The sequence below is a fragment of the Alkaliphilus transvaalensis ATCC 700919 genome (genome assembly GCF_000621485.1).
GTDB classification, from domain to species: Bacteria; Bacillota; Clostridia; order Peptostreptococcales; family Natronincolaceae; genus Alkaliphilus; species Alkaliphilus transvaalensis.
Genome location: NZ_JHYF01000012.1, coordinates 131,583 through 145,581, shown reverse-complemented (window position 1 = coordinate 145,581; position 13,999 = coordinate 131,583). Strand labels below are relative to the sequence as shown.

16 protein-coding genes are annotated in these 13,999 nt (G+C 35.7%); 4 read left to right on the top strand and 12 right to left on the bottom strand.

Annotation, left to right across the window (positions count from 1 at the left end; all coding sequences use genetic code 11):
* Nucleotides 1–184: 184 nt before the first annotated feature.
* The 9 genes from hisIE to hisZ all read right to left on the bottom strand — a co-directional run bounded on the left by hisIE (nucleotide 185) and on the right by hisZ (nucleotide 8,012).
* Nucleotides 185–949 (bottom strand): bifunctional phosphoribosyl-AMP cyclohydrolase/phosphoribosyl-ATP diphosphatase HisIE, encoded by a 765-nt coding sequence (gene hisIE / locus T335_RS0109475; protein WP_242837274.1) that lies wholly within the window; start codon nucleotides 947–949, stop codon nucleotides 185–187.
* A gap of 9 nt (nucleotides 950–958) precedes the next feature.
* Entirely contained in the window at nucleotides 959–1,717 is a 759-nt protein-coding gene (gene hisF, locus T335_RS0109470) for an imidazole glycerol phosphate synthase subunit HisF (RefSeq protein ID WP_026477332.1), read from the bottom strand.
* The gene (gene hisA, locus T335_RS0109465; protein ID WP_026477331.1) at nucleotides 1,714–2,427 is read right to left on the bottom strand and encodes a 1-(5-phosphoribosyl)-5-[(5-phosphoribosylamino)methylideneamino]imidazole-4-carboxamide isomerase; all 714 of its coding nucleotides are present in this window, start codon (nucleotides 2,425–2,427) and stop codon (nucleotides 1,714–1,716) included. The genes hisF and hisA overlap by 4 nt, the downstream gene beginning before the upstream one ends.
* Nucleotides 2,424–3,029 carry an imidazole glycerol phosphate synthase subunit HisH gene (gene hisH, locus T335_RS0109460; protein WP_026477330.1) on the bottom strand — a complete coding sequence of 202 codons (606 nt, stop codon included), beginning with the start codon at nucleotides 3,027–3,029 and terminating at the stop codon, nucleotides 2,424–2,426. Before hisH ends, hisA begins: the two co-directional genes overlap by 4 nt.
* A 129-nt stretch (nucleotides 3,030–3,158) precedes the next feature.
* Nucleotides 3,159–3,746, bottom strand: a complete 588-nt coding sequence (gene hisB / locus T335_RS0109455) for an imidazoleglycerol-phosphate dehydratase HisB (RefSeq protein WP_026477329.1) — start codon at nucleotides 3,744–3,746, stop codon at nucleotides 3,159–3,161.
* 1 nt (nucleotide 3,747) lies between these two features.
* Nucleotides 3,748–4,857, bottom strand: coding sequence for a histidinol-phosphate transaminase (gene hisC / locus T335_RS20325; protein WP_051569236.1), 1,110 nt, complete (start codon nucleotides 4,855–4,857; stop codon nucleotides 3,748–3,750).
* Entirely contained in the window at nucleotides 4,829–6,148 is a 1,320-nt protein-coding gene (hisD, locus tag T335_RS0109445) for a histidinol dehydrogenase (RefSeq protein WP_026477328.1), read from the bottom strand. Before hisD ends, hisC begins: the two co-directional genes overlap by 29 nt.
* A gap of 15 nt (nucleotides 6,149–6,163) precedes the next feature.
* Complete coding sequence (hisG, locus tag T335_RS0109440; protein WP_026477327.1) at nucleotides 6,164–6,790, bottom strand: ATP phosphoribosyltransferase; 627 nt, start codon at nucleotides 6,788–6,790, stop codon at nucleotides 6,164–6,166.
* On the bottom strand, nucleotides 6,777–8,012 hold the full coding sequence (hisZ, locus tag T335_RS20320) for an ATP phosphoribosyltransferase regulatory subunit (protein WP_084281143.1): 1,236 nt from the start codon (nucleotides 8,010–8,012) through the stop codon (nucleotides 6,777–6,779). The genes hisG and hisZ overlap by 14 nt, the downstream gene beginning before the upstream one ends.
* Before the next feature lie 268 nt (nucleotides 8,013–8,280).
* Here hisZ and T335_RS0109430 point away from each other — a divergent pair, with 268 nt between their 5' ends.
* Nucleotides 8,281–9,015, top strand: a complete 735-nt coding sequence (locus T335_RS0109430) for a nuclease-related domain-containing protein (RefSeq protein ID WP_026477326.1) — start codon at nucleotides 8,281–8,283, stop codon at nucleotides 9,013–9,015.
* Nucleotides 9,016–9,213: 198 nt separating this feature from the next.
* Nucleotides 9,214–9,900: a nuclease-related domain-containing protein gene (locus T335_RS0109425; protein ID WP_026477325.1), complete on the top strand. Its 687-nt coding sequence runs from the start codon at nucleotides 9,214–9,216 to the stop codon at nucleotides 9,898–9,900.
* A gap of 102 nt (nucleotides 9,901–10,002) precedes the next feature.
* On the opposite strand, the gene T335_RS0109420 is transcribed toward T335_RS0109425, so the two are convergent.
* Together T335_RS0109420 and T335_RS0109415 are read right to left on the bottom strand one after the other, a co-directional pair.
* Nucleotides 10,003–10,302: an MTH1187 family thiamine-binding protein gene (locus T335_RS0109420; protein WP_026477324.1), complete on the bottom strand. Its 300-nt coding sequence runs from the start codon at nucleotides 10,300–10,302 to the stop codon at nucleotides 10,003–10,005.
* Nucleotides 10,303–10,337: 35 nt separating this feature from the next.
* The gene (locus T335_RS0109415) at nucleotides 10,338–11,108 is read right to left on the bottom strand and encodes a DUF368 domain-containing protein (protein WP_026477323.1); all 771 of its coding nucleotides are present in this window, start codon (nucleotides 11,106–11,108) and stop codon (nucleotides 10,338–10,340) included.
* Between the two features lie 349 nt (nucleotides 11,109–11,457).
* Here T335_RS0109415 and T335_RS0109410 point away from each other — a divergent pair, with 349 nt between their 5' ends.
* Entirely contained in the window at nucleotides 11,458–12,294 is an 837-nt protein-coding gene (locus T335_RS0109410) for a YihY/virulence factor BrkB family protein (protein WP_026477322.1), read from the top strand.
* Nucleotides 12,295–12,397: 103 nt separating this feature from the next.
* Here T335_RS0109410 and T335_RS0109405 read toward each other — a convergent pair whose 3' ends face one another.
* Entirely contained in the window at nucleotides 12,398–12,829 is a 432-nt protein-coding gene (locus T335_RS0109405) for a bacteriohemerythrin (RefSeq protein ID WP_026477321.1), read from the bottom strand.
* Between the two features lie 191 nt (nucleotides 12,830–13,020).
* Between T335_RS0109405 and T335_RS0109400 the strand changes: the two genes are divergently transcribed.
* Nucleotides 13,021–13,953, top strand: a complete 933-nt coding sequence (locus T335_RS0109400; protein WP_026477320.1) for a polysaccharide deacetylase family protein — start codon at nucleotides 13,021–13,023, stop codon at nucleotides 13,951–13,953.
* Nucleotides 13,954–13,999 lie beyond the last annotated feature (46 nt).

Sequence of the window (13,999 nt, the reverse complement as noted above, 5' to 3'; positions counted from 1 at the left end):
CAATAGTTCACTATGTTAGATTCGAAAAAATTATGGAAAATCCTTCTTTTTCAAAAGATTTAGTCATTTGTTGCAATTTTTAAATTTTCGTAATAACATGCTGTTTTTAGCATTGTTTACAATCTAGATGTTATGCTTTTTCTTTATCCTATTTAAACCTTTATATTTCCCTTTTCTTATATATTTACCTAACGGACTCACTATTTCTTCTATTTATTAATTCACTTAAAATTTTATTTAATTTAACTTCCTTCTCATTTAGTAACACTAAAATATGATATAATAGATCACAAACTTCATTAACTAACTCTTGCGGTTTGGAGTTCTTAGCAGCAATTACTACTTCTGTGGCTTCTTCTCCAACCTTTTTTAGAATTTTATCAAGGCCCCTTTCAAAAAGATAATTGGTATAGGAACCTTCTTTAGGCTCTTTCTTCCTGATAGCGATAGTGTTGTATAAACTTTGCAATACATCTTCTAGCATGCTATCATCTATTCTTTCTACTTTACTTCCTTCAGCTTTTTTCTCTTCAGTTTTGTTGACTTCTATTATATAGTCCTGGTTAAGGGATTGTTGATTGTCACCTAGATTACCTTCTCTATTATATAATTCATTAAAAAAACAACTTTCTTCACCGGTATGACAAGCTCCACCAGTTTGGTCAACTTCAATCAGCAATGCATCTCCATCGCAATCATACTTTATATTTTTAACTTTTTGACGGTTTCCAGATGTGGCCCCTTTATGCCACAGTTCTTGTCTACTGCGACTCCAAAACCAAGTCTCATTAGTATCGATAGTCTTTTTGAGAGATTCTTCATTCATATAAGCAACCATTAACACTTCTTTAGTTGCCCTCGCTTGAATTACAGCAGTAATTAATCCCAGTTCATTAAATTTCAACTTTTTAAAATTGATCCCCGTTTTTAACTGTTTATTCATCTTCATCCTTAACACCTACTTTCTAACTCTAACCTGTTGTTTTGCTAAGTACTCTTTTAACTTGCCGATCTCCACCTCTTTAAAATGGAATAAAGAGGCCGCCAGCGCTGCATCAGCCCATCCCTTAGTAAATACCTCATAAAAATGGGACATGTTCCCTGCCCCTCCCGATGCAATAACTGGAATCTTTACCCTTTGGCTAATCCGTCTTGTAATCTCAAGGTCATAGCCTGTTTTAGTCCCATCTCGATCCATACTGGTTAGTAGTAATTCTCCTGCCCCTAGAGATGCCACCTCTTCAGCCCATGCTAAAACCTCTAACCCTGTATTGTGTCGCCCCCCTTTCGTATAGACAAAATAATTGCCATCGGCTTCTTTTTTTACATCTATGGCCACCACAACTGCTTGAGAGCCAAAGGCTTCTGCACATTCAGTTATTAATTGAGGATTCTCTACAGCAGCAGAATTAATAGAAACTTTGTCGGCACCACTTTTTAACACTTCACGAAAATCTGCTAGGGTTCGTATTCCTCCCCCCACCGTTAAAGGAATAAAGACTTCCTCTGCAGTCCTTCTAACCACCTCTAACAAGATGTTTCTTTCCTCATGGGTGGCTGTAATATCTAAAAAGACCAGTTCATCTGCCCCCAGTTGATTATATTTTTTAGCAATTTCCACAGGATCACCTGCATCAACTAAATTAATGAAGTTAACTCCTTTAACTACCCTTCCCCTATTTACATCGAGACAAGGTATGATTCTTTTGGTAATCATGGTAGAACCACCTCCGTCTCTCGTAATGCAAATCTATTTTCATAAAGGGCTTTTCCCACAATTGCCCCTTCTACGCCAATCGCTTTTAACTTTAATAAGTCCTCAATAGAGGCGATCCCACCAGATGCAATTACCTCCATAGAAGTTGTCTCCTTTACCCTTTTAATTCCTTCTAAATTTGGCCCTATCAACATCCCATCACGACTAATATCCGTATAGATTATTGCTGATGTTCCCATTTCCTGTAATTCTGTCACAAAGTCTAACACCTTAACCCTGCTGGTTTTTACCCACCCTTCTGTAGTTACATACCCATTTTTTGCATCAATGGATACAACGATTTTACTGGGATAAGTCTTTACTGCCTTTAGTAGCATGTCTCTATCTAAAAGGGCCTTTGTTCCTAAAATAACCCTTTCTATCCCTAAGTCTAACCATTCTTCAATAGTCTCTAGGCTCCTTATTCCCCCACCTACCTGTATCGGAAGATTAATTTCATCAATAATCCCTTTAATTACAGCTTTATTTTCACTAGTTCCATTAAAGGCCCCATCTAAATCGACAATATGGAGGAACTTAGCCCCTTGTTTTTCCCACATGAGGGACACATCTATGGGATTATTGTAATATACCTTTTCTTGGTCCTTTAGCCCCTGGGTCAGTCGAACACATTTCCCACCCTTTATATCAATGGCTGGATAGACAATCATCCTATCAACCTCCCCAAGTTTTTTATTATTTTTAATCCTGTTTCTCCGCTTTTTTCAGGATGAAACTGCAAACCAAAGATATGCTCTTTCTCCACGATGGCTGGCACTTCTACACCATAGTCGGTGGTAGCTTTTATAACCTCCGACTCTCCCGCCACTGCATAAAAAGAATGGATAAAGTATACAAATTCACCTTCAGAAATCCCCTTAAGAAGTTGGCTTTCCCCCTTTAGTTTTAGTTGATTCCAACCCATATGGGGTATTTTATAATTTTGAGGTAGCTTCAAAACATCTCCCTTTAACAATTCTAAACCTTTACACTGCTTCACCTCATACCCATTCTCAAAAAGCACCTGCATCCCTAAGCATATTCCAACTATTGGTTTACCCTTCTTCACTTCATCTTTAATCTTTTCATCTAAGGCTTCTTTCTTTAACTCCGCCATAGCATCATAAAAAGCCCCTACCCCCGGAATTACCAATGCCTTTGCATCGGCTATTTTATTAAAGTCTCGAGTAACTATTGCACTAACACCAACTGCTTCGAAGGCTTTTTGTACACTCCTTAAGTTACCCCTTCCGTAGTCTATAATCGCAATCACAAAACATCCTCCTTTAAGGCCATTGTTAAAACTAGTCTATATATTGTCTTAATAATTAATCTATACTATCTTACTAATTAATCTATATCCTATCTTGATAATTAGTCTATCTACTTTATCACCATTAGTCTAAAGACTTCCCTTTGTTGATCTAACCCCTTTTATGCGAGGGTCAAGCTGTGTAGCTTCATCTATTGCCCTACCCAATGACTTAAATAGCGCTTCAATAATATGATGATCGTTATTCCCATAAAGGGATTTCACATGAAGGGTGATTCCACTATTAAAGGCAAAGGCTCTAAAAAATTCCTCCACCAATTGAACTTCAAAATTACCTGTTCGCTCACCTCTAAAGATTACATCAAAATGAAGATAGGATCTTCCACTAATATCTATTGCAACCATCCCTAAAGCTTCATCCATTGGGGTATACACTGTGGCATATCGTTTAATAGCCGACTTATCTCCTAAAGCCTGTTTTAAGCCTTCTCCTAAAAGGATCCCCACGTCCTCTACTGTATGATGGAAGTCTACTTCTAGGTCACCCTTTGCCTGTAGGCTTAAATCCATTAAGCCGTGCTTTGAGAATTGATGAAGCATATGATCAAAAAAAGCGATGCCCGTATCAATTAATGCCTCTCCTTCTCCATCCACCTGTAGTTTCATCTTAATTTCAGTTTCATTTGTTTTTCGACTTCCTTCAAAACCTCTTTTCATCTTAACTCCCTCCTACTTTAAGACTAAAGAAGGGGTTTTGCTGCTCCTTTGAGTAAAAGGTATTTATCAGTTTCATTAAAGTTCTATTCTCTATCTTATTACCTATGGAGATGCGAAGACAATCGGTTAATAGTCCTTCGTTACCGTTACCAAAATACCTTACTGCAACGCCTTCATTTAAAAGAAACTGGTACAGTTCTTTGGCATTGATGGTTTTAATTAAAATAAAGTTACCATAGCTTTCGTATACCCTAATTGATGTAAGCTTAGTAAGTTCTTGACTTAGACGATTTTTTTCTTCAATGATTTCTGCAATAACCCCTTCCACCATTTGACAATTCTCTAGGCAGACCCTTGCTGCCACTTGATCTAAGCTACTGATATTATAGGGTGGTTTAACCTTGTTTAAAATATTGCTCATCTCCTTTGAAGCTACGGCGTAACCAATCCTTGCCCCTGCAAGGCCATAGGCCTTTGAAAGGGTTCGTAATACAATTAAGTTAGGATAATAATTTACCAAATCCATCATGGATTCTTGATAGAATTCGTAATAGGCTTCATCCACCACCACAATGGCATTGGATAGTTCAACAATTTTAATAATCTGCTCTCTCGGGATTACTCCACCGGTGGGATTATTTGGGTTTGATAAAAAAATCACCTTAGGAGACACCTTTTTAATCGCCCTCATAAATTGAAAATAGTCTAGTTTAAAATCTTCTTTTAAGGGGACCTCTATGGTTTCTCCACCAACAATCTTATTAGATATTTTATACATTGAAAAGGTAGGGGTAGTCGTCAGCATTTTGTCACCTTCATTGATAAAGGCACTTAAAATCATAAAAATTAATTGATCTGAGCCACATCCCACTACAATCTGATCTTTTGATACTTTTAACCGTTGGGCTAACAAACTTTTAACTCCATCAGCATTAGAATCTGGATACTGATTAATTTTCACATCTGTTAAGGCTTTTACAATCTTTTGCGTCAACAATGTTGAAGTATAGTTATTTTCATTGGCATCTAGTTTAATTAATGACTCTATTTGGATGGGGTTGTAGGGGCTTAAATCTTTAACTTTATTTCTTACTAAAGTATTGATCATCATCTTCAAACCTCACCTTCATACTATTTTTGTGGGCTGTTAGCCCCTCTTGTTCAGCTAAAACCATAATTTCATCCTTCACCTTTGCCAAAGCAGCTTGATTATAATAAACAATGCTAGATTTTTTTATAAAATCCTTCACCTCTAATGGTGAGAAGAATCTCGCAGTACCGTTGGTGGGCAATACGTGGTTAGGACCTGCCATATAGTCTCCCAATGGTTCTGGAGAGTAATTGCCTAAAAATATTGCACCAGCATTTTTTATTTCACTTAATAATTCAAAGGGATTTTTAACCGCCAATTCTAGATGTTCTGGAGCAATAATATTTGAAAGTTCCACAGCTTCTTCTAAGTTGGCTACAATAAAAATTCCACCAAAGTCGATTAAGGATTTTTCGATGATTTCTCTTCGCTCTAACCCTTCAGTTTGTCGGAGGATTTCTTCCTTAACCCCTTCTGCCACTTCTTTACTGGTGGTAATACATATGGCAGAGGCTAGTTCATCATGCTCTGCTTGAGAAAGGAGGTCGGCGGCTACAAACCTTGGATTCGCTTCTTCATCGGCGATTACTAAAATTTCACTAGGCCCAGCAATCATATCAATATCCACCTGTCCATAGACCAATCTTTTTGCAGTTGCCACATAAATATTACCTGGACCAACTATTTTATCAACCTTTGGAATGGTTTCTGTACCATAGGCCAAGGCCGCTATAGCTTGGCCGCCCCCCACCTTATAGATTTCCTTTAACCCCAACTCGTTAGCCGCCACCAGCACCCCAGGGTTTACCTCCCCCTTTTTATTAGGAGGAGTTACCATAACAATTCTTTCTACCCCCGCTACAATAGCTGGGATACCATTCATTAGCACTGATGATGGATAGGCAGCCGTCCCCCCAGGCACATAAATTCCTACCTTTTCAATGGGAGTAATCTTCTGACCTAACACAATCCCTTTTTCTTCATAACTTACCCAAGACTTTTCCTTTTGCTTAAGGTGAAAAGCCTTAATCTTTTCAATGGCTAATCTAATGGCTTTTGTATATGCTTCGTCTACTAACTGGTAGGCAGCTTCAATTTCTTCCTTAGTTACCCTTAACTCTTCTGGCTTAAGTTCAACATGGTCATACTGCTTTGTATATTGAAGAAGACCTTTGTCCCCCAACCCTCTTACATCATCTATAATCTGTTGAACCTTAACATTATATATTTTAAAATCAGTATCGTTTCTAGCATTTAGATTATTTATTAATTCTTCTTTATTACCGTCGTTAAGTTGGAAAATATCGATCATTATTAACTTCCCCCTTTATATAGCCACCTTTTCAATGGCGCTAATTAGTTTTAGTAACCCTTCATTTTTGGTTTTATAGCTTACTCGATTGACCACCAGACGGGCTGTAATATCGGTAATTTCCTCCAATACCACCAAACCATTTGCCCTTAGGGTTTTACCCGTTTCAACAATATCAACAATTACATCTGTTAAACCCATAAGGGGAGCTAACTCTACAGAGCCTTCTTGTTTAATAATTTCCACCGACTGCCCTTTGCTGGCAAAATACCCCTTCGCAATGTTAGGATATTTGGTGGCAACCCTTAAGTGCTTATTAAAATTCTCTTGAAGGTGGGTCTTTCCTGCCACTGCCAGCTTACATTTACCAAACTTTAAATCTAATACTTCATACAATTGTTTTTCTTCCTCTAATAATACGTCTTTCCCTACAATGCCTATATCTACAACCCCGTGTTCTACATAGGTGGGTACATCGGCAGCCTTTAGTAAAATTACTTGAAATCTTCCATTATCAAGGTCAAAGACTAGTCTTCTGCCCTTTTCCTCTAAAGGGCTACAATCAATTCCTGCTTTCGTAAGTAGCTCTATTGCCCCTTCCGCCAAACGACCCTTCGTTAGACCAATTTTAATTCCCTCCAAACAATTCCCCCCTTACCCTTGTGACAGAATAGCCTCCTGTTTCGTCTAAATGATAGATTTCATCTATTTTTCTTTTTTTACAATAGCTCATAATGGAAGCCTCATCTTCTAGTAAAGATAGTTCTACCTTATAACCCCTTTGCCACAGGCTTTTTTGAAGGGCTACTGCAGCTACAATACTACTTTCATTTTTTACAATTAAAATGTGTTTATCTTTGTCTTTTTTCAACTTTCCTTGAATCTTTAAAGCTTTTGTAAGCTTATTAACGACAAAAGCAAAGCCCGTTGCTGGGCATTCCATCCCAAAATTGCTTAGAAGTCTGTCATATCTACCACCACTACAGAGAACCACCCCTAGGTCTTTGGTATAGCCTTTGAAAAGAATTCCTGTGTAGTAGCCCATTGGAGAAATCAAACCAAGGTCTATTGAGATGTATTGACCATACCCATAGTCTTGAATCATGTGGCATACCATTTTTAAATCTTCCACAGCCTTCTTTAAGTCAGCTTCAAGGGGAATTTCTTCTAGAGCATCAAAGACCACTGTAGGGCTTCCAAAGAGCTTAATTATTTTATTTAAGCTGGCCCTTTCTTTTTCTTTGCCATTAATCTGAGCCAATATCAGCTCAATTTCTATAAATCGCTTATGCTCTATCAAATTAATAAGGGTAGCCTCTTCTTCTTCTGAAAGTTGCAGAGCCTCCACCAGTACTTTAATAAGCTTGATATGACCAATTTCGATTTGAAAGTTTTCTAATCCTAGACTTATTAAGCTTTCAATGGCTGTAATAATAACTTCTCCATCGGCCTGAAAAGAATCGACCCCAAAAAGTTCTATGCCCGCTTGTTGATATTCTCGCTTTCTTCCCGCTTGTTCTTGATCTATTCGAAAAACATTTTGTATGTAGCAAAGTTTTAAAGGATAGACAAAATCCCTCAGCTTTGTTGCCACCATCCGACCAATCGGTACTGTACAATCGGGCCGAAGCACCAGCAGGCTCCCCTTTGTGTCTATTAATTTAAAGAGTTTATCTCCATTTTTCCAAAGATAATCTTGTGGAAAAAGATCGTAATATTCTAATGTCGGGCTACTTACTTCCATATATCCCGACTGATGAAATACTTCCATTAATTTATTTTCTATTTTTCTTTTATAAATGCAGTCATCAACTAACAGATCCTGTACCCCTTCTGGTAATAAAACCTTTTTTGAAACCATCATGTTCACCCCGTCGCTTTAATTGATTAAAGTATTAAAGTATAAATAGTATCTTAAACTATATTGTATTCTTTGTCAATAGACTTTTAATTTATAGAATTTTGTGATAAAATATAAAGATAATTATTCTTATTTGCATCGAGGATATTTTTTTAACAAATAGTAATTATTTTTTAACATTGAATATACTAATTATATGATTAACTGATATTTACCTTCATTTTGGGTATTAATATAAACCAAACTAAGTTTTATTTCAAGGAGTGATGTTATGGCGGTAGTTAAGGGATATCAGAGTATTTGCAAGTATACCTATTATAAGGAATTATTTAAGAATCCTTTTTGGATATTTTTAATTTCCATATGTTTAATCGGTTTTTTGGCAGCTAATAGTCTGCATACTTACTTAGCAGCTGGCGGGGTGCTATTAATCTGCTTGTGTATTATTGCTTATGCCTATTTTGGCGAAGAACTACAGCTTCATAATCGTGTCTTTAGGAAGCTATCTAAATTAGATCACAATTTCATTTTACTTCCTTATCTTAAAATCTCCGATGGGTTTGTTCAGACCTGCACAAGTTTTATCTTAATCTCTCCAAAGGGTATTTTTAACATCAAGCTTTTAGACTTCTCTGGTATTCTTACAGGTACTGAAGATGCGGAAGTTTGGGATTTTGACGATGCTTATAATGCCTATAATATCCACCGTAAAAAAGTAAAAAATCCTCTCAAAAAGCTGAGGCAAAGCCAAGAGGTTATTGAGAAATTACTAGATAAGAATCATATTAACTATTTATTTTTACGTTCTATTTTTGTTGTTAAAAATTCTAATGCTACCTTTAGCTGTGATACTGATGTTCCAGTAGTACGCTTGAAGGATTTAAATGAATATATTATGGGATATGCAGATCGACCAAATATGATAACCCTAAAGGATGATGTTGCTTCTTCTATTTTAAAGGGACACCTTGGGTCTTGTTGTCTTAAGATGTTTTGTCCCGAATAAATTTTCATACAGCTCATTCTATCTTAATGATGGAATGGGTTTTTTTTTATTTTTTTTTGGGTAATGTTATCATATATGGGTATTATTAATTACAAGAAAATTTAGTAAATTTTAGATTTTGCTGGTCATGTTTTTGCCCTCAGATATTATAATAGAGTAAGGGGTATTTGCTTTTTATAAAGGGGAGGAGTTGATATTATGAAACGACAATCATTGTTTTTAAAAGATCCTTTATGGGTCTACTTACTGGGGATCACTGCCTTTACCTTTTTCTTAGTAGATTCTTACGGTGGATATGTGTTAGCTTCAATGCTATTGGTTTTTTCTTTGGGTTGTATTCATGTTTTATATTTAGGTGAAAACTTAAGCCTTAGCCAGAAAATATCCCGCCAATTAGAAAAGTTTAGTAATGAATTTACGATTTATTCTGGGATTGAAATTTCCGATGGAGAAACAAGTGGATCTTCTGACTTTCTAATTATCTCTCCTAAGGGGATTTTTAATATAAGGGTATTAGATTTTGAAGGGACTATTTCTGGTTTCGAAAATGATGAGTACTGGGAATATTTAAAAGTCATTAATCCCTACGATGTAATTAAAACCTCTATCAAAAACCCAATCCATCTCCATAGGCGTACCCAAAGAGTTTTAGAAAATCTTTTAGAAAAAAATTATATTAAGTATATCCCTATTCAATCAATTTTTGTTATTAATAACTCGGAAGCAACGCTAGAATGCAATAGCAATATATCAGTGGTAAAGGTTAAGGACCTTTATAATTATATCAGCCAATATCAAGATCGCTCTAATATCCCACCAATTTTGCAGGAGATTTCACAGGTTATTGGTAGTAGCAACTTCGGTGGCTTTGTCCAACAGGATTAAAGTTAAATAAAGAATAGAAACTTAAATCAAAATAAAATGCTAGAGAACAGGAGTATTCCTAATTCTACTAGCATTTTTAATGGAATCAAATTAATAAAATAGTTATAGTTTTTCTTTAACTGCCTGTACTTTACCCTCCATACTAGCTTCTCTATCTCTTCTGTCATCAATTCTAATAGCTGTATAAACCCTTTGGGCTCCCTTTTCATAGGGCACTTCATGGAGCTTTCTAACTACCTCTAACAGTATATCTAAGTCTCCTTCTAATATGGTAGCCATAGGAGTAAGCTGATACTTGATCCTTGTCTCTTCCTTTAATACACGATGGCAAGCTGCAACATATTCACTTACACTAGTGCTGCCTGTGCCAATAGGTACTACTGAAACCTCTACAATAGCCATTGTTCTTCCTCCTTTTATCCTCTACAGAATATACATTAACCTCTACTACCTTGAGCTTTATTTTCTACGCCACTCCACCACCATACCAAAGCGAATCCGGCAACAAATAGCAATACTTCGATAGCGCCTAAGGTATGGGGCAGTAATGCTCTAGAAGACCCAATGATTAAGCCTGCAAAGTAGTAGGAGATTGCCCCTTTATATTTCTCATAAACCTTTTCTAATAGTTTGACCAATAAAAAGATTCCAATTGCACTACCAAGGGCAAAGATTCCTAAACCAACTAGGTTTAAATCTCTGATATATAGTATAATGGTGTCATAAATCCCTAATAGAATTAAAACAGAGCTACCGGGAACCCCTGGAATGATCATGGCAGCACTAGAAAAAGCCCCGCCAACAAACAAAATCCACCAAGGTACAGCTATTCCTGAATCTACAAGACTTACTGGGTCTCCCACCATAAAATATCCCATAACAAGTCCCAATAACATCAAGATTCCATATCTTTTATTCATTTTAGGACAATCATTTAATACTGCCCGAATAGATGCTAGAAGACAACCTAATAATAAAGCTACAGTGGGGTCTCGATACGATTCAAAAAACATAGCAAAAAGTACACCACTAGCAAGAATACCCATTAATAACCCTCCAATTAGAGGAAAATAGGGTTTAATGTTGAATTTAACTATATCACGTATTAAGGCTTCATGTATTCCGAAGATGACCAATAGTGTACCGCCGCTCATACCTGGTAGCACTAGTATAAAACCTAATATAAAACCTTGTAAAATGGAGTTCATTTAGTACCTCCTAATCATTCTATGTCTTATTGCTTTATTATAATTCAATAATCTAAATAGGTCTCGTTTTTTTGTTATTCTTAATAATTTTTTAATAACTTACTTATAATTTCCAAATAGATTAGTAAGTTGCATAGTAATATTAAGTCTATTAAGTCTATATTAATGGAAAATCAAAACTTCGCTGTTGCGTGTTCAATGAGTAATATCTTATCATTTCAGATTTACATAAATCTTATACAAATTATAATTATGTATTATGCAATTCCTTCATAATTATTTTATTCTATCTTACGTAAAATAAGGGTAGCCCTACTTACTTCAGCTACTGCTTTTGGGAGGTCTTTTGATGAAAGGTAAGCCTTTTATAAACTTTATTAAAGAACTGTATAAACGTTTTGTCGACGATGAGATTACAGCCCTTAGTGCTCAACTAACCTATTATTTGATTTTGGCCTTTTTTCCCTTTTTAATTTTCTTAATCACCTTAATAACCTATACTCCCCTAGTGACGGAGGAGTCTTTATATGCGTTAGCCGACATATTACCTCTTGAAACCTACTATTTAGTAATGGATGTTGTTTTAGAAGTCGTTTACGAAAGAAGTTTAACGGTATTATCCTTTGGGATGATTGGTGCCCTTTGGGCTTCCTCCAACGGGGTGGCTGCCATTATACGGGGAGTCAATAAGGCCTATGATCAAAAAGACACCCGCTCTTTCTTTGTGATTAGAGGTTTAGCATTACTTTTTACCTTTGCCCTTATTCTCGTTATTCTTTCTACCTTCTTACTACTGGTGTTAGGTCAAATTTGGATCGTTAGACTATTGGAATTTTTAGAGGTCTCTACCTATTATATTGGTATTTGGCAATGGATTCGTTATGGTATTTCTATTATCATAATGTGGTTTATCTTTACTGCCCTTTATCGATTTGCCCCAAACCGTAAAATTGCCTTTAGGGGTGTATTACCAGGGTCAACCTTTGCAACCATCGGATGGTTAGGTACTTCCTTTATTTTTGCCTATTGGATTGACCAGTTTGGTAATTTTTCTTATATGTATGGTAGCATTGGAGGGATTTTTTTACTTTTAATCTGGCTATATATCAGTAGCATTATCATATTGTTAGGAGCAGAAATTAATGCTACATTATTATATAATCAAGAAAATCCTCCAACCCAATAGATGACTCCTTTCTAGACTCTGAAGTCTAGTAAGTTTTAATTTACCATATATACATGAAAATAATCTCCCAGTTGTGGAGATTATTTTCTGTTCTACTAAGAAGTTATTTTATATATTTTCTCAACTGCATGTCTACTTTAAAGATATGATTTTTTAGCCATTCTGCTAGAAAGCCTATCAACTCTGCTGAAACATCATCTTGGCTCTCGTCTACGTCCTTATCAAAAATTTCTTCGATCTTCTTAATAAAGTCAGCATGTTGAGCCTTATGGTCTTTAAAAAATGGCCAGAATTCTGCTAAAGTTTCATCATCCATTTTTGCCATATTGTCCTTCATTAGTTGTTCTTCTTGCCTAAAATGCTCTATCGTATATTTTTTTAGTTCTGTAAGAATAGACATAATCTTATCATAATTATCGTACTGTAATTGGGCGATTACTTCAGTACTTAGATCATTAATTAAGTCTACCAAGTATCGGTGCTGGCGATCTACAGACTCGATATTAGTTTCAAACAACTTACTCCATGTTAACATTAATGTACCTCCTACTTTATATCATCACCTTATTTTACCACTTTATACCCAAAAGAAGAAACCCTTAATCTGCAGTTTTCTTTTAAATTAAGGAAATTTACATTTATCTTCTTAAAAATATTAGCATTTTCCTGTGACTTTGTTTGTGTTAAAATACCTATATACGCATCTATTAGAAGGGAGTTGTTATCTTGTTAAAATCTAAATTTTATATGGCGATTGCAACGCTAGCCCTATTAATATTATTATCTGGTTCTTATATCTATAGTAAAAACTTTAACAGCTCCCTTAGAATTCCCATATTAATGTATCATCATATTTCTGAAAACCCTAATGTGTGGAGCGATTCAACAGTTTCTCCCGAAAAATTTAGGGAAGATATGCTATATCTTAAGGCATTAGGCTATGAAGCCATTCACTTTAAAGACTTTTTAGATTATCAAGAAAAAGGAAGCCCGCTTCCTGAAAACCCCATCTTCATTACCTTTGATGATGGTTATTTAAGCAATTATGAGTATGCCTATCCAATACTTAAGGAGCTGAATCTTAAAGCTACAATATCGGTTATTGGCTGGAGCCGTGGAAGAAGCCATCATTTAGATAATTATACTAAAATAATTGACCACTTTTCATGGGAACAGGCTAAGGAAATGTATGATAGTGGCATTATTGATATTCAACATCATACCTACGACCTCCATTCTCCTGGTGATACGGTTAGATTTGGTCGGATTTTTAATCGAATGCCCCAAGAGGAACAAAAGGCCTATCGAGAGAAACTATTAGCCGATACAATTTTGCTAAAAGACCTTATAGAAGAGCATGTAGGCAATGAAGTTAATGTTTTTGTTTATCCTTTTGGTGTATTTAATAGAATTTCTGAAGAGGTTCTAAAGGATTTAGGTTTTAAAGTAACCATAACCACCCTTAATGGTATTTCTGATCTATCAAAAGGGCTATTCTTACTTAATCGAATTAATATGCCCCACTATATTTCTAGCCCAGACCTAATGGCTAAAATAACAGAAATGCAGGGTCGTAGAGTGGATATCCCCTTTAGGGATGTTGATGAAGCAGAGTTAAGAATTGAAAAACTTGAAGAATTGCTAAAAAATAACTCCTAGAGTCAGTTTTATGATTCTAGGAGTTTAATATTCTTTAAGGTTAACT

Excerpts from the sequence above, each read along its gene's own strand:
- hisIE (WP_242837274.1), bottom strand. The coding sequence starts at position 949 with ATGAAGATGAATAAACAGTTAAAAACGGGGATCAATTTTAAAAAGTTG.
- hisF (WP_026477332.1), bottom strand. The coding sequence starts at position 1,717 with ATGATTACCAAAAGAATCATACCTTGTCTCGATGTAAATAGGGGAAGG.
- hisA (WP_026477331.1), bottom strand. The coding sequence starts at position 2,427 with ATGATTGTCTATCCAGCCATTGATATAAAGGGTGGGAAATGTGTTCGA.
- hisB (WP_026477329.1), bottom strand. The coding sequence starts at position 3,746 with ATGAAAAGAGGTTTTGAAGGAAGTCGAAAAACAAATGAAACTGAAATT.
- hisC (WP_051569236.1), bottom strand. The coding sequence starts at position 4,857 with ATGATGATCAATACTTTAGTAAGAAATAAAGTTAAAGATTTAAGCCCC.
- hisD (WP_026477328.1), bottom strand. The coding sequence starts at position 6,148 with ATGATCGATATTTTCCAACTTAACGACGGTAATAAAGAAGAATTAATA.
- hisZ (WP_084281143.1), bottom strand. The coding sequence starts at position 8,012 with ATGATGGTTTCAAAAAAGGTTTTATTACCAGAAGGGGTACAGGATCTG.
- T335_RS0109430 (WP_026477326.1), top strand. The coding sequence starts at position 8,281 with ATGGCGGTAGTTAAGGGATATCAGAGTATTTGCAAGTATACCTATTAT.
- T335_RS0109425 (WP_026477325.1), top strand. The coding sequence starts at position 9,214 with ATGAAACGACAATCATTGTTTTTAAAAGATCCTTTATGGGTCTACTTA.
- T335_RS0109420 (WP_026477324.1), bottom strand. The coding sequence starts at position 10,302 with ATGGCTATTGTAGAGGTTTCAGTAGTACCTATTGGCACAGGCAGCACT.
- T335_RS0109415 (WP_026477323.1), bottom strand. The coding sequence starts at position 11,108 with ATGAACTCCATTTTACAAGGTTTTATATTAGGTTTTATACTAGTGCTA.
- T335_RS0109410 (WP_026477322.1), top strand. The coding sequence starts at position 11,458 with ATGAAAGGTAAGCCTTTTATAAACTTTATTAAAGAACTGTATAAACGT.
- T335_RS0109405 (WP_026477321.1), bottom strand. The coding sequence starts at position 12,829 with ATGTTAACATGGAGTAAGTTGTTTGAAACTAATATCGAGTCTGTAGAT.